18 protein-coding genes (1 of these 18 only partly in view) are annotated in these 19,766 nt (G+C 70.6%); 8 read left to right on the forward strand and 10 right to left on the reverse strand.

Features of this window, described 5'->3' with window-relative positions:
• Positions 1 to 14 precede the first annotated feature (14 nt).
• Both aroC and fabI read right to left on the reverse strand, forming a co-directional pair.
• Entirely contained in the window at positions 15 to 1,106 is a 1,092-nt protein-coding gene (gene aroC / locus ABD056_RS12590; protein ID WP_343867108.1) for a chorismate synthase, read from the reverse strand.
• A 36-nt stretch (positions 1,107 to 1,142) separates the two neighbouring features.
• Positions 1,143 to 1,982, reverse strand: coding sequence for an enoyl-ACP reductase FabI (gene fabI, locus ABD056_RS12595; RefSeq protein WP_343867110.1), 840 nt, complete (start codon positions 1,980 to 1,982; stop codon positions 1,143 to 1,145).
• Between the two features lie 90 nt (positions 1,983 to 2,072).
• Between fabI and ABD056_RS12600 the strand changes: the two genes are divergently transcribed.
• From ABD056_RS12600 to ABD056_RS12610, 3 genes are all read left to right on the forward strand, one after another.
• A complete protein-coding gene (locus ABD056_RS12600; RefSeq protein WP_343867111.1) occupies positions 2,073 to 3,350 on the forward strand; it encodes a YihY family inner membrane protein in 1,278 nt (425 codons plus the stop codon).
• A gap of 138 nt (positions 3,351 to 3,488) precedes the next feature.
• Complete coding sequence (locus ABD056_RS12605) at positions 3,489 to 4,301, forward strand: DUF2189 domain-containing protein (RefSeq protein ID WP_343867112.1); 813 nt, start codon at positions 3,489 to 3,491, stop codon at positions 4,299 to 4,301.
• A gap of 54 nt (positions 4,302 to 4,355) precedes the next feature.
• Positions 4,356 to 5,201: a DUF2189 domain-containing protein gene (locus tag ABD056_RS12610; RefSeq protein WP_343867113.1), complete on the forward strand. Its 846-nt coding sequence runs from the start codon at positions 4,356 to 4,358 to the stop codon at positions 5,199 to 5,201.
• Positions 5,202 to 5,216: 15 nt separating this feature from the next.
• Here ABD056_RS12610 and ABD056_RS12615 read toward each other — a convergent pair whose 3' ends face one another.
• Both ABD056_RS12615 and ABD056_RS12620 read right to left on the reverse strand, forming a co-directional pair.
• Positions 5,217 to 6,176, reverse strand: coding sequence for a DnaJ C-terminal domain-containing protein (locus tag ABD056_RS12615; protein WP_343867115.1), 960 nt, complete (start codon positions 6,174 to 6,176; stop codon positions 5,217 to 5,219).
• Between the two features lie 119 nt (positions 6,177 to 6,295).
• On the reverse strand, positions 6,296 to 6,790 hold the full coding sequence (locus ABD056_RS12620) for an RT0821/Lpp0805 family surface protein (protein ID WP_343867117.1): 495 nt from the start codon (positions 6,788 to 6,790) through the stop codon (positions 6,296 to 6,298).
• Between the two features lie 212 nt (positions 6,791 to 7,002).
• Here ABD056_RS12620 and pdxH point away from each other — a divergent pair, with 212 nt between their 5' ends.
• Positions 7,003 to 7,602 (forward strand): pyridoxamine 5'-phosphate oxidase, encoded by a 600-nt coding sequence (gene pdxH, locus ABD056_RS12625; protein WP_343867119.1) that lies wholly within the window; start codon positions 7,003 to 7,005, stop codon positions 7,600 to 7,602.
• 46 nt (positions 7,603 to 7,648) lie between these two features.
• Positions 7,649 to 8,641 (forward strand): cation diffusion facilitator family transporter, encoded by a 993-nt coding sequence (locus tag ABD056_RS12630; protein WP_343867121.1) that lies wholly within the window; start codon positions 7,649 to 7,651, stop codon positions 8,639 to 8,641.
• Between the two features lie 13 nt (positions 8,642 to 8,654).
• Here the strand turns inward: ABD056_RS12630 and ABD056_RS12635 are convergent, their stop codons facing one another.
• The 3 genes from ABD056_RS12635 to ABD056_RS12645 form a co-directional block, all read right to left on the reverse strand.
• Complete coding sequence (locus ABD056_RS12635; protein ID WP_343867122.1) at positions 8,655 to 8,951, reverse strand: ribbon-helix-helix domain-containing protein; 297 nt, start codon at positions 8,949 to 8,951, stop codon at positions 8,655 to 8,657.
• Positions 8,948 to 10,975 (reverse strand): CBS domain-containing protein, encoded by a 2,028-nt coding sequence (locus tag ABD056_RS12640; protein WP_343867123.1) that lies wholly within the window; start codon positions 10,973 to 10,975, stop codon positions 8,948 to 8,950. Before ABD056_RS12640 ends, ABD056_RS12635 begins: the two co-directional genes overlap by 4 nt.
• Positions 10,976 to 11,045: 70 nt before the next feature.
• Positions 11,046 to 11,675, reverse strand: a complete 630-nt coding sequence (locus ABD056_RS12645) for an alpha/beta family hydrolase (protein WP_343867125.1) — start codon at positions 11,673 to 11,675, stop codon at positions 11,046 to 11,048.
• Positions 11,676 to 11,828: 153 nt separating this feature from the next.
• Between ABD056_RS12645 and glgX the strand changes: the two genes are divergently transcribed.
• The gene (gene glgX, locus ABD056_RS12650) at positions 11,829 to 13,982 is read left to right on the forward strand and encodes a glycogen debranching protein GlgX (RefSeq protein WP_343867126.1); all 2,154 of its coding nucleotides are present in this window, start codon (positions 11,829 to 11,831) and stop codon (positions 13,980 to 13,982) included.
• Between the two features lie 73 nt (positions 13,983 to 14,055).
• Here the strand turns inward: glgX and ABD056_RS12655 are convergent, their stop codons facing one another.
• Together ABD056_RS12655 and ABD056_RS12660 are read right to left on the reverse strand one after the other, a co-directional pair.
• Positions 14,056 to 14,706, reverse strand: coding sequence for an extensin family protein (locus ABD056_RS12655; protein WP_343867128.1), 651 nt, complete (start codon positions 14,704 to 14,706; stop codon positions 14,056 to 14,058).
• A gap of 519 nt (positions 14,707 to 15,225) precedes the next feature.
• Positions 15,226 to 16,347 (reverse strand): lipid A deacylase LpxR family protein, encoded by a 1,122-nt coding sequence (locus ABD056_RS12660; protein WP_343867130.1) that lies wholly within the window; start codon positions 16,345 to 16,347, stop codon positions 15,226 to 15,228.
• 169 nt (positions 16,348 to 16,516) lie between these two features.
• Between ABD056_RS12660 and ABD056_RS12665 the strand changes: the two genes are divergently transcribed.
• Complete coding sequence (locus tag ABD056_RS12665; RefSeq protein ID WP_343867131.1) at positions 16,517 to 16,762, forward strand: DUF4169 family protein; 246 nt, start codon at positions 16,517 to 16,519, stop codon at positions 16,760 to 16,762.
• Positions 16,763 to 16,765: 3 nt separating this feature from the next.
• On the opposite strand, the gene ABD056_RS12670 is transcribed toward ABD056_RS12665, so the two are convergent.
• Positions 16,766 to 18,451, reverse strand: coding sequence for a CYTH and CHAD domain-containing protein (locus tag ABD056_RS12670; RefSeq protein WP_343867132.1), 1,686 nt, complete (start codon positions 18,449 to 18,451; stop codon positions 16,766 to 16,768).
• A 298-nt stretch (positions 18,452 to 18,749) separates the two neighbouring features.
• Between ABD056_RS12670 and ABD056_RS12675 the strand changes: the two genes are divergently transcribed.
• Positions 18,750 to 19,766: the 5' portion of an SHOCT domain-containing protein gene (locus tag ABD056_RS12675; RefSeq protein ID WP_343867133.1), read on the forward strand. 426 nt of this gene lie beyond the right edge of the window; only the first 1,017 of its 1,443 coding nucleotides appear in the window; it begins with the start codon at positions 18,750 to 18,752; its stop codon lies beyond the right edge, outside the window.

Genomic DNA, 19,766 nt, shown 5'->3' on the forward strand with positions numbered 1-19,766 from the left:
GACCGATCCGCCGGTCAGAAGCCGCCGCACTGCGCGCGGTGGCGCAGCAGGTGGTCGGCCAGCACGCAGGCCATCATCGCCTCCGCCACCGGCACGGCGCGGATGCCGACGCAGGGGTCGTGGCGGCCCTTGGTGCGGACCTCCACCTCATTGCCGTCGATGTCGACGCTGCGGCGCGGGGTGAGGATGGACGACGTCGGCTTGATCGCCATGCGCGCCACCACCGGCTGCCCGGTGGACAGGCCGCCGAGGATGCCGCCGGCGTGGTTGGACAGGTAGTCGATGCGCCCGTCCGCCCCCATGCGCATCTCGTCGGCATTGTCCTCGCCGGTGTAGGCGGCGGTGGCGAAGCCGTCGCCGATTTCCACCCCCTTCACCGCATTGATGCTCATGAAGGCCTTGGCGAGGTCGGCGTCGAGTTTGTCGTAGACCGGCGCCCCCAGGCCCGGCGGCACGTTCAGCGCCTCAACCTCCACCACCGCGCCGGTGGAGGAGCCGGCCTTGCGGATGGCGTCCAGGTGCGCCTCCCACTGCGCCGCCGCCTCGGCGTCGGGGCAGAAGAACGGGTTGGCGTCCACCTGCGTCCAGTCCCAGCGGCCGCGGTCGATGGCGTGGGGGCCCATCTGCACCATGGCGCCGCGCACCACCACGCCGCCCGGCACCAGGGCATCGAGCACCTTGCGGGCGATGGCGCCGGCGGCCACCCGCATAGCGGTCTCGCGCGCCGACGACCGGCCGCCGCCGCGATAGTCGCGGATGCCGTACTTCTGCCAGTAGGTGACGTCGGCATGGCCGGGGCGGAACTGGCGGGCGATCTCGCCGTAGTCCTTGGAGCGCTGGTCGGTGTTGTGGATCAGCAGCCCGATGGAGGTGCCGGTGGTCTGGCCCTCGAACACCCCGGACAGGATCTGCACCTCGTCCGGCTCCCGCCGCTGGGTGGTGTGGCGCGAGGTGCCGGGGCGGCGCTTGTCCAGCCACGGCTGGATGTCGGCCTCGGTCAGCGGGATGCGCGGCGGCACGCCGTCGACGACGCAGCCGATGGCGGGGCCGTGGCTTTCACCGAAGGTGGTGAAGCGGAACAGCGTGCCGAACCCATTACCGGACATGAATGTCTAACCCCTTCCGCGCCCCGCGCCGGTGGCTCAGTCGCGCACCTTGAACTGGCTCAGCATCTCCGCCAGCTGCGGGGCGCTGTCCACTTCCAGCATGCCGATGGTGTGGTAGCCGCAGTCCACATGATGCACTTCGCCGGTCACGCCGGAGGCGAGGTCCGACAGGAAGTAGAGGCCGGACTTGCCCACGTCTTCCAGCGTCACGTTGCGGCGCAGCGGGGCGTTCAGCTCGTTCCACCGCAGGATCTGGCGGAAGTCGCCGATGCCGGAGGCGGCCAGGGTCTTGATCGGGCCGGCCGAGATGGCGTTGACGCGGATGCCGTCCACGCCCAGGTCGACGGCCAGATAACGCACGCTGGCTTCCAGTGCGGCCTTCGCCACGCCCATGACGTTGTAGTGGGGCATGACGCGCTCGGCGCCGTAGTAGGTGAGGGTGACCAGCGATCCGCCCTCGGTCATCAGCGGCGCGGCGCGGCGGCAGACGTCGGTGAACGAGAAGCAGGAGATCTGCAGGCTGCGGGTGAAGTTCTCCAGGGTGGTGTCGACGTAGCGGCCCTTCAGCTGGTCCTTGTCGGCCCAGGCGATGCCGTGCAGCACGAAGTCGAGCTTGCCCCAGCGCTTTTCCACCTCGGCGAAGGTGGCGTCCATGCTGGCGGCATCGGTGACGTCGCACGGCACCACGAAGTCCGACCCGACGCTTTCGGCCAGCGGCTTGACGCGCTTGAGCAGCGCGTCACCCTGGTAGGTGAACGCCAGCTCGGCCCCGGCTTCGTGGCACGCCTTGGCGATCGCCCAGGCGATCGACTTGTCGTTGGCGACGCCCATGATGAGGCCCTTCTTGCCCGCCATGAGGGAGGAGGAAGCGGTCATGCGTTCTCTCTTGCGTTTTAGGGTCCTGTGGGGTGATACCCGATGAAAGGTGGGGCATCCTACACCAAGACATCACGGGGGCAAAGTCGGATGGCCGATGCGGTGAAGGCCGGTAGGACCACCTTGCTGCTGGCTGCCGCGCGGGCCGCCGTGCGGCGCACCGGCGGCTTCACCGCCTATGTGTTCCGCCGGGCGGTGGCCGATCAGGTGTTCCTGGTGGCGGGGGATCTTGGCTATGTGTCGCTCATCGGCATCGTGCCCATGTTCGCCATCGGCGCCGCCATGCTGGCCGCCGTGCCCGCCTTCGAGGGCGCGCGGGCGTGGCTGGAGCAGTTCATCTTCCTCAACTTCGTGCCGAGCTTCGGGCAGCAGGTGCTGGATACGGTGGCGCGCTTCGTCGATGCCTCCGGCGGGCTGACGCTGATGGGGGTGGCGGGGCTGGCGTTCATCGCCATCCTGCTGCTGGTGACCATCGAGCACGCCTTCAACCACATCTTCCGCGTCACCCGCTCGCGCCCGCCGCTGGCCCGGCTGGCGGTCTACTGGATCGTGCTGACGGTCGGGCCGCTGCTGGTCGGGGCGAGCTTTTCCATCTCCACCTGGATCCAGGCCCACGACGAGGTGGGGCTGCGGCTGCTGCTCGACCGGCTGGGCGGGCCGGTGGCCTATGCCATGCCCTACCTGCTCAGCGCCACCGCCTTCGTGCTGCTGTATGTCGCCGTGCCCAACCGGCGGGTGCGGGTGAAGGATGCCCTGGTCGGGGCCGGCGTGGCGGCCTTGCTGTTCGCCGCCCTGCGGTTCGGCTTCGTGCTCTATGTCGCCCAGGCGCACAACTACTTCACCCTCTACGGCGCGCTGGCGGCGCTGCCGCTGTTCCTCACCTGGCTCTATGCGAGCTGGAGCGTGGTGCTGCTGGGGGCGGTGGTGACGGCGGCGCTGCCCGAATGGCGGCTGCAGCGGGCGCAGATCTCCGGCCAGCCGCCGGCCACCACGCGGCTGGTGCTGGCGCTGGACGTCATCGGCTTCCTGCTGGCGGAGCAGCGGGCCGGGCCGCAGGGCGCCCGCCGGCTGCACATCCTGGCCGCCACCGGCGCCCCTGAGGCCGCCTTCACCGAGGTGATGGAGGCGCTGGAGTCCTGCGGCCTTATCGCCCGCACCGACCGCCAGCGCTGGGTGGTCGCCCGCGACCTGCGCACCACCACCCTCGGCGACCTCATCCACGCCCTCGGCCTCGGCCTGCCCGCCGATCTGCCGTCGGACCTGTCGCGGCCGTGGCGGACCAAGCTCGCCCACACCCTGCGCACCCTGCACGATACCGAGCGCTGGGCCCTGGCGACGCCGCTGTCCGACATCCTTCCCGCCCCTTGAAGAGACCGGCGGTTGCGCCTACCATCATCCTTAACCCTGCGCGCCGCTAAGGTATGAGCGCCATCGACAGGGGCCAGACCAGCCAGAGGGGCTGACCACCGTCGCATCCGGCCGTCGAGCATGACGGAGGAGAGCGACATGGACGTCCAGCAGACCCATAGCCACCCCCACGGCTCCGTGGGCGGCGCGCACCTTCCCTTCGCCGACCGCGTCCGCACCGTCGGATCGGACGACGTGTTCTCCTGGCTGTCCCGCGGCTGGCGCGACTTCGTGCGCAGCGGCATGGCGAGCGCCGCCTACGGCGCCATCTTCGCCCTGGCCGGCTACGTCATCGCCGTCGGCCTGGCGCGGCTGGACAGTCCGTTCCTGCTGCTGCCGGTGGCCGCCGGCTTCACCCTGGTGGCGCCGGTGCTGGCCATCGGCTTCTACCGCATGTCGAAAACCCTGGAAGGCGGCGGCCAGCCCACCTTCAACGAGGCGGTGACGGCGGCCCAGGCCAACGGCTTCCACATCCTGACGGCGGGCCTCGTGCTCATGCTCTACGGCCTGATCTGGGTGCGGGTGGCGACGCTGATCTTTGCGCTCATGTTCCCGGCCACCAGCTTTTCCTTCGACGCCATGCTGGCGGTGCTGCCGACCACGGCGGGGCTGCTGTTCCTCATCGTGTCGGTGGCGGTGGGGGCGGCCTTCGCGCTGGTCGCCTTCCTGTTCTGCGCCGTCGCCCTGCCGATGATGATGGACCGGCCGGGCACCGACTTCTTCACCGCCGCCCTGGTCAGCATGACGGCGGTGCTGCGCAACCCCGGCCCCATGCTGCTGTGGGCCGGCATCATCGCCGTGGTGACGGCGGCCGGCATGGCCTTCTTCTTCCTCGGCCTGATCATCGCCATGCCGCTGATCGGCCATGCCAGCTGGCACGCCTACCGCGCCCTGGTGAAGCCGGCCGAGTAAGGCCGCGCCCAGCCCGTTCCACCACCCGTCGCAACAGCACGGAGGACGCAGATCATGCCCGACGGACAGCGGTCCCTGCCGCGCCGCGAGTCTCCCCCGCCGGCATCCCCGCCGGGGGCGGCGCTGCCCTTTCCCTATGCCGACCGCATCCGACGGGTGGAGGCCGCGCAGGTGTTCGACTGGCTCGCCAAGGGCTGGGAAGACGTCTGCGCCGCCGGCTGGGTGAGCTTTGCCTACGGTGCCGTGTTCGTGGTGCTGGGCTATGCCATCGGCATTGGTCTGGCGTGGTTCGACATGCTCTACCTGCTGACGCCGATGATCGCCGGCTTCCTGCTGGTGGCGCCGCTGCTGGCGGTCGGGCTCTACCGCATCAGCGCGCGGCTGGAGCGCGGCGAGGCGCCGGGGTTCATCGACGCCCTGCTGGCGTGGCGGACCAACACCTTCCACATCCTGACCGCCGGCCTGGTGCTGATGCTGTTCATGATGATCTGGGTGCGCATCGCGGCGCTGATCTTCGCCGTCAGCTTCCCCTACACCAGCATGAGCTTCGCCGCCCTGGTGCAGCAGCTGGCGACGGCGGAGGGGCTGGTGTTCATGGCGGTGGGGACGGCGGTGGGCTTCTGCTTTGCCGCCGCCGCCTTCGTCCTTGGCGCCTTCGCCCTGCCGATGATGCTGGACCGCCGCGCCGACGTGTTTGCCGGTGCCATCGTCAGCGCCCAGGCGGTGTTCCGCAGTCCGCAGGCCATGGCGCTGTGGGCGGCGGTGATCGTGGTGGTCACCGGCTTCGGCCTGATCACCGCCTTCTTCGGGCTGGTGGTGGCGCTGCCGCTGATCGGCCATGCCACCTGGCACGCCTACCGCGACGTGGTGCGGTGGGAGGAGGACGGGGAGGACAGGTAGGCGCCGGCGCGGCGCCTACTCTTCGTCGAACAGGCGCTTGCGCACGTCCTGGTCGCCGGCAGGGTTCCAGCGGTCGCAGAAGTCCTTCAGCGCCGCGTCGCGCGGGTCGGGCAGCACGATGCGCAGCCGCACCAGATAATCGCCGTGGCCGTCGCCGCCGGTCTTGGGCAGGCCCTTGCCGCGCAGGCGCAGCACGGTGCCGCCGTTGGAGCCCTCCGGCACCGTCACCGCCACCCGGCCGGACAGGGTGGGGACGGTGATCTTGCCGCCGAGCACCGCTTCCTTCAGGGTCACCGGCACTTCCACCGTCACGTCGTCGCCGTCGCGGCGGTAGCTGTCGGAGTCGGCGATGACGATCTCCACCAGCGCGTCGCCCGGCGTGCCGCCGGCCATGCCGGTCAGGCCTTGGCCCTTCAGGCGCAGGGTGGTGCCGTCCTCGCTGCGCGGCGGGATGCGCACGTCGACGGTCTTGCCGTTGGTGAGGCGGATGCGCCGGGTGCCGCCGAGGGCGGCTTCGCGGAACGGCACCTTCAGGCGGTAGTGGCTGTCCGGCCCCTTGGGCTGGCTGCGGGCCTTGGCATCGGCCTTGGCCTTGCTGGCGCGGGCGAAGATGTCGTTGAACAGCTCGTCGTCGGCAAAGGTGCTGTCGAAGTCGAAGCCGAAGGGGCCGCCGGCCCGGCCGCCGCCGCCCGCCGCTCCGCCGCCTCGGCCGGCGCCGCCGCCACCGCCGCCGAAGCCGAAGGGCGCCCGCGGGTTGCCGTCGGCGTCGATCTCGCCGCGGTCGAATTTGGCGCGCTTGTCGGCGTCGCCGAGGATGCCGTAGGCGGCGTTGATTTCCTTGAACCGCTCCGCCGCCTGCGTGTCGTCGGGGTGCAGGTCGGGGTGCATGGTGCGGGCCAGGCGGCGGAAGGCCTTCTTGATGTCGTCGGCGGTGGCGCTGCGGGAAACGCCGAGGACGGTGTAGGGATCGCGCATGCTCGCTCAGCCGTGGTCGCTTCGGGTCCGGTCGGACAAGACGAGAGGCGCCCGCACGACGGGCGCCTCCCCAGGGAACTTGTGCGGACGAAACGCGGCCGCGCGGACGGGCTGACGGATCAGCCGTCCACCACGCGCCAGGTGCCGTCGGGCTGCTGGCAGGCGGTGCCGTAGGCCGTTTCGTACCGGCCGTCGATGGTAACCGTGGTGCGGTATTCGCGGCAATAGGCGCCGCTGCTGGTACGACCATCGCGCACCGGCGTGAACGAGCCGTAGTTGCCGCTCTGCGGGTTGTTCCACGAAATGGTTTCGCCAACCGGGGCGCTGTAGGCGCGGCTCTGCGCCTGCATGGCGTACTGCTGGTCGGCGCGGTCGAGCGACTTGCCGATCTCGCTGCCGATCAGGGCGCCGATGAGGGTGCCGGCCGCGGTGGCGGCGATCTGGCCGGTGCCGCCGCCGAACTGGCTGCCGATCACGGCGCCGCCGATGCCGCCGAGCAGGGTGCCGGCCGAGGTCTTGGGGTTGTTCTGGACGCCCTCGCACGCGCTCAGGCCCAGGGAGGCGACCACGGCGACAGCGGCGACAACGGGGAATTTGCGGGTGATGCTCAGCATGTCTCTCAATCCGTTGGACGGGGCGATGCGTAGAATCATAGAAACCGACCATGGCGAAACCGTGACGATCCGTCCAGGCTTCTTGTCGATCGTGGGGCAAGCGGCCCTTTCCAACACCGCTTCCCGTTTACATAATCCTGTCCTGTCCGGGTGCAACGGGCGGGAGAACACCGCCGTTGCCGCCGGCTCCGCCACCAGAGGATACCGCTTGCATGACCGCCCTTGACGACGCCGCCGAACCCTTCCGCCAGTTCGAGGACTGGCTGGCCGAGGCCGGCGAGCACGAGCTGAACGACCCCAACGCCATGGCGCTTGCCACCAGCACGCCCGACGGGCGGCCGTCGGTGCGCATGGTGCTGCTGAAGGGCCTGGATGACCGCGGGTTCGTCTTCTACACCAACCTGGAAAGCCGCAAGGGCACCGAACTGCTGGCCAACCCCCACGCCGCCCTGTGCTTCCACTGGAAGTCGCTGCGCCGGCAGGTGCGGGTCGAAGGCCCCATGAGCCTGGTGACGGACGAGGAAGCCGACGCCTATTTCGAGTCGCGGCCGCGCGACAGCCGCATCGGCGCCTGGGCGTCGCAGCAGTCGCGCCCGCTGGCCGGGCGGTTCGAGCTGGAGAAGCGGGTGGCGCAGTACGCGGCCAAGTACGCCATCGGCAAGGTGCCGCGGCCGCCGCACTGGTCCGGCTTCCGGCTGGTGCCGACGCGCATCGAGTTCTGGCAGGATCGCCCGTTCCGCCTGCACGACCGCCTGGTCTATAGTCGCGACGCCGAGGACACCCCCTGGCGGACCGAGCGCCTGTTCCCGTAAGGACCGGCAGCGGCGCGCCGGGGTGGCGGGCGAGGGGAGGGATGTGATGTCAGACGCCGATGCCGCCGCCAATGCCGCCGCCGACCCGCGCGAGGCCGTCGGCCGGCTCATGCGGCGCGCCACCTATGCGGCGGTGGCGGTGGCGTCGACGCTGATCGTGGTGAAGGTGGTGGCCTATGCCGTCACCGGATCGGTGGCGCTGATGTCCAGCCTGATCGACAGCGCCCTCGATACCGCCGCCTCGGTCATCAACCTCATCGCCGTGCGCCACGCCCTGCAGCCGGCCGATGCCGAGCACCGCTTCGGCCACGGCAAGGCGGAGCCGCTGGCCGGGCTGGGGCAGGCGGCGTTCATCGCCGGGTCGAGCATCTTCCTGCTGATCGAGGCCGCCGACCGCATGGTGACGCCGCAGGAGGTGACGCGCGGCTGGGTCGGCATCGCCGTCATGGCTTTCGCCATCGTCGCCACCTTCGGCCTGGTCGCCTATCAGAAGAGCGTGGTGCGGCGGACCAACTCCGTCGCCATCAACGCCGACAGCCTGCACTACACCGGCGACGTGCTGATCAACGGCAGCGTCATCGTCTCCATCGTGCTGGCGTCCTACGTCGGCATCCCGCACGCCGATCCGCTGTTCGCCATCGGCATTGCCGGCTATCTGCTGTGGAATGCCCGCAGCATCTTCCTGTCCAGCCTCGACCTGCTCATGGACCGCGAGTTTCCCGAGGCGGAGCGGGAGAAGATCCTCGCCATCGCCCGCGCCCATCCCTTCGTCCACGACGCCCACGACCTGCGCACCCGGTCGAGCGGGCAGCAGCAGTTCATCCAGCTGCATGTGGAGATGGACCGCACCCTGACCCTCGCCAAGGCCCACGCCATCGGCGATCAGGTGGAGGCGGCGATCCGCGCCGAGTATCCCACCGCCGACATCATCATCCACCACGACCCCACCGGCATCACCGAGGTGCGGGCCGACGACCTGATCGCGGCGCAGGAAAAGAACGTGGGGACCGGCACCGGCTCCGGCAGCGTGGGGCCTTAGGCGGCGGCCGGGTTCAGTTGTTGCGGCCGGCGCGGGCCTGGGTCCAGCGCAGGCAGAACACCCGCAGGGCGCTCGACAGGTTGCCCTCGCCGTGGTCGCGGTGGATGTCGACGGCGGTGATGAGGGCGGTGATGGTGGTGCGCTCCGCCCGCGCGATGGCCTGCAGCGAGGTCCAGAACGCCTGTTCCAGCGACACCGACGTGCGGTGGCCGGCGATGTTCACTGACCGCTTGACCACGCCGCCCGGCGGCGCCTCGCCCAGCAGGTTGGCGACGCCCGAGTCCAGATGCGAGGGGATGCGCTCGCTCATGCCGTCGTCTCCGTGCGGGCTGCGGCCGGCGCGGCAGCGGCGGCGGCCGGCAGGGTGAACAGGAAGGTGCTGCCGCTGCCGGGGTGGCTTTCCACCCAGATGCGGCCCTTGTGGCGTTCGACGATGCGCTTGCAGATGGCAAGCCCGATGCCGTTGCCGGAATAGGCGCCGCGGGCATGCAGCCGCTGGAACATGAGGAAGATGCGGTCGTTGAACTGCGGCTCGATGCCGATGCCGTTGTCCTGCACCGCGAAGCGCCAGCGGTCCGGCTGCTCGGGATCGGCCTCGGCGCTGATGTGGATGCGCGGCGGGCGATCGGGGGCGCGGTATTTCAGGGCGTTGTCGATCAGGTGCTGGAACAGCCGCACCAGCTGCTGGAAGTCGCCGTCGATGACCGGCAGCGGCCCGCGGGTGACCCGGCCGCCGCTGTCGGCCATGGCGACCTCCAGCCGCCGCAGGGCGCTGTCGGCGGCCTGGCCGGTGTCGCAGGGCTCGAACGGCCGCCCTTTGCGGTCGATGCGGCTGTAGTCGAGCAGGTCGGTGATCATCGACTGCATGCGCTTGGCGCCGTCCACCGCATAGCCGACGAACTCGCGCGTTTCGCCGTCCAGGGTGCCGGCGGTGCGGCGGTCCACCAGCTGCAGGTAGCTGGCGATCATGCGCAGCGGTTCCTGCAGGTCGTGGCTGATGATGTAGGCGAAGGCCTCCAGCTCGGCATTGCTCTGCGACAGCTGGTTCAGCAGCTCGCGCTGGCGCTGCTCGCCCTGGCGCAGCTGGGTGAGGTCGGAGAAGAAGGCGAAGGCGCCGATCACCGCCTCGTCCTCGTCGTGCAGCACCGTGGCGGCCACGCGCACCGGGACGCTGGTGCCGTTCTGGCGCAGCAGATCGGTCTCGAAGGCGGCGTGGGGCGTGTCGCCGGCGGCAATGGCGGCGCGGAAGCCCTCGTCCAGCCGCGTCGCCGCGTCGCCGTGGGCGAGGCTGCGCAGGGCGCGACCCGTCAGTTCCTCCTGCGACATCCCGAGCAGCGCCGCGAAGGCGGCGTTGCAGGTGGTGATGCGGCCGTCGTGGTCGACCTCGGCATAGCCTTCCTGGGTGAGGTTGAGGATGGTCTCCTGCCGCCGCTCGCCGGCCTGGAGGATGGCCAGCTGGCGGCTGAGGGCCGCCTGCAGGTGCTGCAGGTAGTCGCTTTCGATGCCGTGGAGGATGTCGGTGAACGACAGGATGGCGGCGATGCGGCCGTCGCCGTCCTCCACCCCCAGGTGACGGATGTGCAGCGTCTCCATCAGTTCCTGCGCCGTCAGCAGCGGCGCTCCGGCGGGGACGGCGACGACGGGCGAACTGGCGACGGCGCGCACCGGCCGGCCGATGTCGCGGCGGGCCACCAGGCGCAGGATGTCGCGTTCGGTCACGATGCCGAAGGCGGTGCCGTCGGCCTCCACCACCAGGGCGGCTTCCGCTTCGGTGTGGCGCAGGGCGCGGGCGGCGGCGGCGACGGAGGCGTCGGCGGCGATCTCCAGCGGCCGGCGGCCGGTGACCGAGGCGACGGTGCGCAGCGTGAGGTAGCCGTGCAGGCCGGAATTGCGCACCATGTCGGTGCGCGACAGCACGCCCACCGGCTTGTTGTAGGCGTCCACCACCAGGAAGTGACGCAGGCCGGACTCGCGGAAGCGCGGCATGGCCTCCTCGATGGTCACGTCCTCCCGCAGGGTGCGGATGGGCGTGCTCATGACCTCGGCGATGGGGCGGGCGAGGGCGTCGGCGTCGGAGAAGTCCAGCGCCAGGGCATCGCGCTCGGTCCAGATGCCGGCGGCGGCACCCGCTTCGGTGACGATGATGGAGGAACAGCCCTGCTCGGCCATCAGGCGGGCCGCCTGGGCTACCGGCGTATCGGCCGGGCACTGCAGGATGGCGCGCCGAATGATGCGCCCCACCGGCCACAGCTGGCGCCCGAACTCTCCCTCTTCACGAGCGCGGGATCGCGCGCCCGGCACCGTCGGTTCCGCGACGGCGGCATCCACGGCCATGGCATCCCTCGTTGGGTCTCTGGCAGGTAAACTTCCTGCGACCTTGGTACCACTATAGCAGATATGCGCCTCACTGCGACTGATATCGAAGGCGGTGAAGGAAACCGTCGACGGCATCGACCGCTTCCGCCAGGGCCTGCGCCTCGCTGCGGCCGGAGGCGCGGCGGGGCTTCAGCGAATGGTCGCCGTCCTCCGCCCATGCCAGGGTAATGGCCGGCGACAGCGAAAGCCCCGTCACCAGCGCCCGGTCGCCGAGGGCGTCGCGGGTGCCCTGGCAGATCAGGGTCGGCGTGCGCAGGTCGGCCAGATGCTCGGTGCGCAGCCGCTCCGGCTTGCCGGCGGGGTGGAAGGGGTAGCCGAAGCACACCAGTCCGCGCACGCCGGCGTCGTCGGCGATCAGGCTGGCCATGCGGCCGCCCATGGACTTGCCGCCGATCACCAGCCCCTGCGGCCCGCCCAGGTCGGCGATCACCTGCCGCCAGGTCTCCAGCAGCACCGGCTGGCGGTCGGGCGGGCGGCGGCTGCCGCCGTCGCGGCGGGCGGCCATGTAGGGGAACTCGAACCGCACCACCCGCCAGCCGCGGCCGGCGATGCCCTCGGCCACCGTGGTCATGAACGGGCTGTCCATGGGCGCCCCGGCGCCATGGGCGAGCACGAGGGTCAGGGGGGCGTCGGCGGGGCCCTGATCGATCCGGTGCATGGCAGGCTCCTGACGGGGGAGGGGCGGGGGACGGGCGGGGCGGCTGCATCATCGGACGTAGAGGCGGCACGTTCAAGCGTCGGTGGAAACGGCGACACCGGGATGCACGTTGATGCCGGGCCTGCACCCATCGCACCATCGGAGCGTCCATCCATGTCCTTGTCCTCGCCGCGCGTCTGGCCGGGTTCGCCGCACCCCCTCGGGGCCACTTTCGACGGCTCGGGGACCAACTTCGCCCTGTTCTCCGCCCACGCGGAGAAGGTGGAGCTGTGCCTGTTCGACCGCGACGGCCGCAAGGAGACGGCCCGCATCGCCCTGCCCGAATACACCCACGAGATCTGGCACGGCTATCTTCCCGACGTGCGGCCGGGGCAGTTGTACGGGTACCGCGTTTACGGCCCCTACGACCCCGAGAACGGGCACCGCTTCAACCATCACAAGCTGCTGCTCGACCCCTATGCCAAGGCCCTGCACGGTGACCTCAAGTGGGATGACGCGCTGTTCGGCTACGTCCTCGGCGATCCGAAGGAAGACCTGTCCTTCGACACCCGCGACAGCGCCCCCTTCATGCCCAAGTGCCGCGTCATCGACCCCGCCTTCACCTGGGGCGAGGCCATCACGCCGACCCCGTGGCACGAAACGATCATCTACGAAACTCACGTCAAGGGCTTCACCATGCGCCACCCGCAGGTGCCGGAGGAGGTGCGCGGCACCTTCGACGGGCTGGCGACGCCGGTGGTGGCCGATTACCTGCGCGACCTGGGCGTCACGGCGGTGGAACTGCTGCCCGTCCACGCCTTCATCCAGGACCGCCACCTCATCGACCGCGGCCTGCGCAATTACTGGGGCTACAACTCCATCGGCTTCTTCGCGCCGCACCCGGAGTATCTGCCGGGCGATGATCCGCGTGCCTTCAAGACCTTCGTGCAGGTGATGCACGACGCCGGCATCGAGGTGATCCTGGATGTGGTCTACAACCACACGGCGGAGGGCAACCACCTCGGCCCGACGCTCTGCTTCCGCGGCATCGACAACCGCAGCTACTACTACCTGATGGGCGACAACGGCCGCTATTACAACGACTTCACCGGCACCGGCAACGCCCTGGAACTGCGCCATCCCTATGTGCTGCGCATGGTCACCGACTCCTTGCGCTACTGGGTGCAGGAGATGCGCGTCGACGGCTTCCGCTTCGACCTGGCGACCACCCTGGCCCGCGTGGAGGGGCCTTACGACCAGCACGCCGGCTTCCTGGATGCGGTGGCGCAGGACCCGGTGCTGTCGACCGTGAAGCTGATCGCCGAGCCGTGGGACACCGGCCTCGGCGGGTATCAGGTCGGCGCCTTCCCGCCCGGCTGGGCGGAGTGGAACGACCGCTACCGCGACACCGTGCGCGAGTTCTGGAAGGGCGACCCCGGCAAGCTGGGCGAGCTGGCCTCGCGCCTGTCCGGGTCGTCCGACATCTACGGCCATCGCGGCCGGCGGCCGTGGGCGTCGGTGAACTTCGTCACCGCCCACGACGGCTTCACCCTGCGCGACCTGGTCAGCTACAACGGCAAGCACAACGAGGCCAACAAGGAAGACAACCGCGACGGCTCCGACGACAACCGCAGCTGGAACTGCGGCGTCGAAGGGGAGACCGACGACCCCGACATCGTCGAACTGCGCCGCCGCCAGAGCCGCAACATGCTGGCCACCCTGCTGCTCAGCCAGGGGGTGCCGATGATCCTCGGCGGCGACGAGTTCGGCCGCACCCAGGGCGGCAACAACAACGCCTACTGCCAGGACAGCGAGATCAGCTGGTTCGACTGGGAGGGCATCGACGAGGCCGGCAAGCGCCTGATGACCTTCACCAAGGCGCTGATCAAGCTGCGGCGGGAACACATCGTCTTCCACCGCTCGCGCTTCTTCCACGGCCGCATCATCCCGGGCACCGAAATCAAGGACGTCACCTGGCAGCGCCCCGACGGCACCGAGATGATGGAGGACGACTGGGCGGACCCCAACGCCAAGTCGCTGCGCTTCGTGCTGTCCGGCGAGGCGGGCAACTTCCACCTGACCAACCGCGGCGAGCCGGAGCCCGACGACACCTTCCTGGTTGCCCTGAACGCCAGCGGCGAGGACATCGAGCACATCCTGCCCGACGACGAGGCCGGGGCCGGGCAGGTGTGGTGCAAGCTGGTGGATACCTCTGCCATGCCGTCGGTGGCGGAGGAGGGCGACGTGCTGGACAAGGCCGGCCCCGGCGATACCTTCACCCTGCAGCCGCACAGCCTGGTGCTGTGGGTGCGGCGGGAGGATAGCTAGGCGGCGGGGCGGGGGCCGGGGCGGGGGCCGGGGCCGAGGCCGAGGCGGGCGGTGGGGCAGGCGGGTGCCGCCCCTACGCCTTGCACAGCTTCCAGGGGCCGACGTCGATGTGCAGGTGGTCGTGGTGGTCGGCGTCGGCGTTGGGGCTGAGCACCACCTGGAACACGCCGCAGGCCCCCTGCGACGCCTGCCGCAGGAAGTCCCCCAGCGCGCCGCGGTCGCGCCAGTGGTCCTTCACCCGCGCGATGCGGCCGTCGGCGAACTCGAAGGCGGTGATGTCGATGGCGCGGCCGAAGGCGTGCTCCGACAGGCGTGAGCGGTTGGAGGTGCGGCCGCGGCAGACATAGCCGCCGGCGTGGTGCACCTTCACCAGCGCGCTGCCCATCACCCGCTGCGCTAGCGGCTGCAGCACCTCGGTATCATAGCGCAGCAGCGCCAGCGCTAGCCCGCAGCTGACCTGCACCGGCCGGCTGAGCGGGATGGTCTGGGTCTCGTAGAGCGAGATGGCGGTGGAAATGCCGCAGCCGTCGCCGTTGGCGGTGTCCTTCAGGCGGTCGAAGGCGACGTTGGAATTCACCAGCCCGACGATGCACATGGGGCCGTCGGTCGGCAGCCCGCCCACCTGGGCCGGCGGCGGCGGTGACGGCGGCTTCGGCGTGCCGCAGGCGGCAAGCCCCAGCACCGCCAGAAGGGCGAGGACGGCGTTGCGCAGCGCCACGGCCATGCACCCAATCTCCCTGCGGCTGGTCGGATGCTTCCGGTTGTACGGGATCGGGCGGCGGCCGTCGAGATGTTCGTGCGGTGCAGCAGCGGCGCTGTGGGGCCGCCGAAAGGAAGAGGGCCGCCGGGTTGGGGTGCCCGGCGGCCCGACGATCGGCGAAGGGCATTGGGGAAAAGGGGGGTGCCCTTGGGGATGCCGACCGCAGCACGAAACCTTCAGCGCACCGTCGCACGGGGCGACGCTGCACGGGGCCGAGGGTGCCGAAGCGCCGCGAGGCTGCTGGAAAAACCCGACGATCCCGCTGGAAAAACTGCAAGATCGCCCGGTGCTTCGCAAGGGCGAAAAAGCGGCAGTCCGTCGCCCCCGACGATCCGCCGGTCCTCCCCCTGAGGCAGCCGCGCCCCCGAACCGTTGCCCCTGACTATAGCCATCCGGCGCCTTCATTGCCAGGGAGAAATTTACCCGCGGCTGCGCAACCTGACGGTCACGCCCGCGCCGCGGGTGCTGCGGCCGGCCCGGCGCTCAGAAGCGGAACGAGACGCTGAGGGCGCCGAAGGTGTCGCCCTCGTCCTGGCCGTCGAATTCCTCGGTGCGGTAGACGTGGGTGTAGGCGATGCGGACATCGTTGATGGTGATGGCGATGCCGGCCTGCAGCTCGCCCACCACCCACTTCTTGTCGACGCTCGCGCTGTCGCGGAAGGTGTTGCCGTCCAGGAAGATGTTGCGCAGCACCACCCGGCCGTCGACGCCGGCGAAGACGTACCAGCCGAACTGCTCGCTCGGCACGAAGAAGTCGGACCCGGGCAGGCTCGGCCGGATGCGCGGCGGGCCGAAGTCCGCCGGCAGGTCGTCGCCCAGGCGCAGCATGACGCCGCTGTTGGCGTGGATGAAGGCGTTGCCGAAGGCGCCGCCGGCGTGGGGGGTGACGTCGGCCTCGATCCCCAGGTACTCGCTGCGCCACATGGCCCGCCACGACCGTTCGTAGGCGATGTTGACGATGGGTTCGTCATGCAGCTGGTTGTCCCAGCCGCGCGGCGTGCGGGTGCTGATGACCTTGTGAACGAACTCCTGCGTCTGGTCGGCCAGCGACGACGGGCCGACGATGCCGAGCGTCAGTTCCAGGTTGTCCAGCCGCCGCCCGGCGTCGTTGATCAGGCCGATGCTGGCATAGGTGAAGCCGGCCCACGGGTGATCGCCCGGCTGCGGCGCCGCGATCTCGATGTCGCGCGGCGTGTACATGTTCTGGCCGAGGGCGTAGCTCACCCGCAGGTTGCCCTCGTCGGCGAACAGCGGCAGCTGGCGGGCGGCGTTCTCCAGCCAGTCCGGCACGTCGTTCTCGGGCGACAGGTAGGCCAGGCGGACGCCGTTGGTGTAGTGCTGGTCGCGGCCGGTGAAGATGTCGTTCTCCACCTGCAGGGTGATGATGGCCTTGTCGTCCTTAACGGGGCGCGGCGTCAGATCGACGGCGGCCGGGGCCACCTCCTCGACGGCCGGTTCCTCGTCGGCAGTCGGCAGCGGCGGGCCGGCCGGTGCGGCCTGGGCGACGGCAGGCTCGGCGGCGGCGGCCGACGGCGCAACAAGACCGTCGCCGGTGATCGCCGCAACGGCGGCAACCACGGCGAGGGCAGGCAGGCGAGGGGTCACGGAGGGGGCTCCTGAAAGGGGTGGATCTTGATCAAGACGTATAACGTTTTCCCCCTGCCGGGCGATGGTGTCATCTTCATGGCAGGCTTGCGCGCCGGGACTTGTGTCCGCCGGCGGCGGCGCCCATACATCGCTGTGTCGCCGACTGCTTCATCAAGGAGATGCGCCGATGGCCGAGATCATCAACCTGCGCGACGTGCGGAAGCGCAAGGCGCGGGAGGAGAAGGAACGGCAGGCGGCGGACAACCGCATCCGCTACGGCCGCACCAAGGCGGAAAAGCGCCTGACCGAACTGGAAAACAGCCGCTCCAGCCGGGAGCTGGAGGGCAAGCGACGGGCCGACGCCCCGCCCGACGATCCTACCGGCAGCGACGGTAACGGCAACGGTAACGGCGGCGGTTCGGCCGGCGGCTGAGCCTCAGTCGTCGTTGTCGGCGCCGCCTTCCGCTGCGGCTGCGGCTGCCGCCTCGCGGTCTGCCCGCTCCGCCCGCTTGGAGGCCCGCGCCGCCTGTTCCGCCGCCTTCTCGGCCTTGGCGGCTGCCTTGGCCGGCGGCGGCCAGAACGGCTTGGCGTCGGTGAACGACTTCCATTCCGCCCGCGCCGCCTCCAGCAGCGCCGTCTCGCGGCCGCCGTGCCAGCCGGCCACCAGACCCGCCGCCCACACCTCGCGGCGGTCGGCGTCCTTGTCCACGGCGCTGTGCAGCTGGTCGTGAGCGACGGCGATGTCGTTGAGCGCCCCCAGGTGTTCCTGCAGTTCCTTCAGCGTCTTTACATAGGCGCGGGTCTTCTTGTCCGACCACAGATCGCCGAAGAACTCGGCGGCGTAGCGCAGCTTCTTGATGCGGACCCGCAGGCGGTGGCGCGAGGCAGCATCCAGGCTGCCGAACCGCTTGCCCTTCTTCAGCACCTTGGCATGAGCGACATCCAGCAGCTCCGCCGCCCGGCCGCCCACCGGCCGGTCGAGGCGCGCCGCCAGCTCCGGCGAGGCCGGGTGCAGCCACGGCCCGCCCTCGATCCAGCCGCCCAGCTCCAGCATCAGGTCGGTGAAGCGGTGGCTGTCGACGGCGGCGATGGCGCGGCGGTAATGCTGGCCGCGCCGCTTCTCGAACCGCTGCAGCAGCATGGGCAGGCCGTCCTCGCCGGGATGGGCCTCGCGCACCGGGCCGAGGATCTCGGCGATGAACACGTCGGTGTCACGCGCCGGCCCCAATTCCGCCGTCAGCCACTTGAGCCCGGCGGTGAGGGAGTCGGTAGCGGCGCCCGCCACCTCCTGCCGGAACACCGACAGGGCGCTGCGCAGCCGTCGCAGGGCGACCCGCATCTGGTGCACCGCCTCCGGCTCCTTGCGGTCGCGCAGGGCCGGTTCGTTGTGCAGCAGGTGGCGCTGGCAGCTGCGGCAGATGGTCTGGATGGCCTCCCGCAGCGGCATGTCGGCGGTGACGGGAATGTCGGGCGCCTTCACCGGGTCCTGCTCCAGGCCGCCGCCGAGCAGGGCATAGCCGCGCTCCGACTTCGACCGGGTGCTGAGCCGCAGCGGCGCCGCCTCGTGCAGGGCGCGGGCGATCTCGAACAGGTGGGCCGGGTCGCCGCGCACCAGTTCCAGCTCGATCTCGCTGATGGGCTGGCTGCCGCCGTCGGCTGTGACGGCGCCGCGGTCGAAGGTCAGCGCCACCTCCCAGGTGCCGTTGCCGAGGGTGTAGGTGGTGCGCTTGAACTCGGTGACGAACAGCGGCCGCAGCTCGTCCAGCACGCCCGGCCGGCCGAACAGGTCCTGCAGGCCGGTGGCCAGGATGGCCTGCGGATCGGGGGTGTCGCCGCTGATGTCGTGCTCCCATTCCTTGCGGGAGAACAGGCCGGCGCTGCCGTCGCCGCGCGCCTTGACGTTCTGGATGCGGCGCCGGCCGGCGTGGCGCACCCGCAGCGACGCGCCGCCGTCGAACAGCAGGAAATCGGGGGTGTCGAAATAGACCGACTTGAGCGGCTGGGTGTGGGGCCGGCCCTTGCGGGTCCGCCGCACCAGGCTGTGGCGGCGCAGACGCTCCATGTCGTCGGGCGCCACTTCGAGTTTCAGCTCGATCTCCGTGTTGTCGTCGGGCTGCGACATTCCCGTCTCCTTCTCGGCAGGTGCGGTTGCCTGCGCAGGTGGTGGCCGTGCGGCGTCGGCCATAGCCCTGCGCCCGGCGAGGTTCGAGCGCTCCAGAGGGTAGCGTCAATCCTCCGTGGAAAGGATGACATTTTGCGCAACTCCGACTTCTTGCATAGGCAGGGCGCGCCCGCTACGGTTAGCCACCTTCGGCGTAGTCCGCCCGGCGCGGCGCGACCCTGCCGGATGTGAACGAACATGGCCGCCGCGGCGGCGACTCGATGTCCCGGGGGGATCGCCCGTGAGTGCTGTAAAGACGGTGTTGCTGCCTCTCCTGCTCGCGGGCGCCCTTGCGGGCTGCACCCATCTGACCGCCGGCGGCCCGCCGCCCGATCCTGCCGCCTCCCGCGCCGACCTGGCCTATGCGGCGCTGGCCCGGGGCGAGTTTCCGCAGGCGCTCGATCAGGCCAATCTGGCGCTCGCCGGCGACCCGGAAGATCCCCACGCCCACTATGTCCGCGGTGTCGCCTTGCGCTACGGCGGCCGTCCCGAGGAGGCGGCGGAGGTGTTCAGCCGGCTGATCGCCTCGCCGCGAGCCCAGGATGCGGCGGTGGCCGGCGGTCCGTGGACCGGCACCTCGCCGACCACGGTGGCGGTGCTGGCCCGCGACCAGCTGCAGGCCATGGGCATCGCCAGCGGCCTGCCGACCACGCTCACCGCCTCCGGCGACCTGGCTGCCGGCATTGCGCCGCTGTCCGATGGGGTGATGCCGGCGGTGGGGGCGCCGACCGAGCCGCCGCTGTCGGGAATCGAGCTGATGAACGCCGCCCAGCGCTTCCTCGTGCTGCGGCGGCTGCGCGACGACGGCCGCATCACCGATGGCGAGTACTCCATCCGCCGCGCCGCCAACATCGGCGTCCTGCTGCCGTTCAGCAGCCAGCGCCCGGGCGCTGCCGGCCTCGGCCGCCCGGTGCCCACCGCCGAGCAGGTCGGCGCGCGGCTGGAGGCCCTGCGCCACACCCTGGCCAGCGGCGCCATGCGGCCGGAAGACCACGCGGCGGAGCGTGAAACCATCCTCGACGCCCTGCTGCCCGCCGATCCGCGGGTCCGCATGATGGCGCCGACGCCTCCCACCAGCCTGGCCGATGCCGCCGAGCGCGCCAATGCCCTGCAGCGGCTGCGCGACATGGGGGTGATCAGCAAGGAAGAGTATGCCCGCGAGCGCGCGGCGCTGGAGAAGGCGGCCGGTCGCCTGATCGCCCGCGCCGACGGCGGCAACACGGTGCTGGTGCCCAAGGCGCCCGCCAAGCCGGCGGCTTCGTCCGGCAAGCCGAGC

This window comes from Caenispirillum bisanense, from assembly GCF_039523075.1.
GTDB lineage: Bacteria > Pseudomonadota > Alphaproteobacteria > Rhodospirillales > Rhodospirillaceae > Caenispirillum > Caenispirillum bisanense.

Bases quoted from the DNA above. Each gene is read 5' to 3' on its own strand.
- ABD056_RS12620 (WP_343867117.1), bottom strand. From the start codon at position 6,790: ATGCTGAGCATCACCCGCAAATTCCCCGTTGTCGCCGCTGTCGCCGTG.
- ABD056_RS12645 (WP_343867125.1), bottom strand. From the start codon at position 11,675: ATGCACCGGATCGATCAGGGCCCCGCCGACGCCCCCCTGACCCTCGTG.
- ABD056_RS12605 (WP_343867112.1), top strand. From the start codon at position 3,489: ATGGACGTCCAGCAGACCCATAGCCACCCCCACGGCTCCGTGGGCGGC.
- ABD056_RS12635 (WP_343867122.1), bottom strand. From the start codon at position 8,951: ATGAGCGAGCGCATCCCCTCGCATCTGGACTCGGGCGTCGCCAACCTG.
- ABD056_RS12640 (WP_343867123.1), bottom strand. From the start codon at position 10,975: ATGGCCGTGGATGCCGCCGTCGCGGAACCGACGGTGCCGGGCGCGCGA.
- ABD056_RS12665 (WP_343867131.1), top strand. From the start codon at position 16,517: ATGGCCGAGATCATCAACCTGCGCGACGTGCGGAAGCGCAAGGCGCGG.
- ABD056_RS12655 (WP_343867128.1), bottom strand. From the start codon at position 14,706: ATGGCCGTGGCGCTGCGCAACGCCGTCCTCGCCCTTCTGGCGGTGCTG.
- glgX (WP_343867126.1), top strand. From the start codon at position 11,829: ATGTCCTTGTCCTCGCCGCGCGTCTGGCCGGGTTCGCCGCACCCCCTC.
- ABD056_RS12670 (WP_343867132.1), bottom strand. From the start codon at position 18,451: ATGTCGCAGCCCGACGACAACACGGAGATCGAGCTGAAACTCGAAGTG.
- fabI (WP_343867110.1), bottom strand. From the start codon at position 1,982: ATGACCGCTTCCTCCTCCCTCATGGCGGGCAAGAAGGGCCTCATCATG.
- ABD056_RS12630 (WP_343867121.1), top strand. From the start codon at position 7,649: ATGTCAGACGCCGATGCCGCCGCCAATGCCGCCGCCGACCCGCGCGAG.
- aroC (WP_343867108.1), bottom strand. From the start codon at position 1,106: ATGTCCGGTAATGGGTTCGGCACGCTGTTCCGCTTCACCACCTTCGGT.
- ABD056_RS12615 (WP_343867115.1), bottom strand. From the start codon at position 6,176: ATGCGCGATCCCTACACCGTCCTCGGCGTTTCCCGCAGCGCCACCGCC.
- ABD056_RS12610 (WP_343867113.1), top strand. From the start codon at position 4,356: ATGCCCGACGGACAGCGGTCCCTGCCGCGCCGCGAGTCTCCCCCGCCG.
- pdxH (WP_343867119.1), top strand. From the start codon at position 7,003: ATGACCGCCCTTGACGACGCCGCCGAACCCTTCCGCCAGTTCGAGGAC.
- ABD056_RS12600 (WP_343867111.1), top strand. From the start codon at position 2,073: ATGGCCGATGCGGTGAAGGCCGGTAGGACCACCTTGCTGCTGGCTGCC.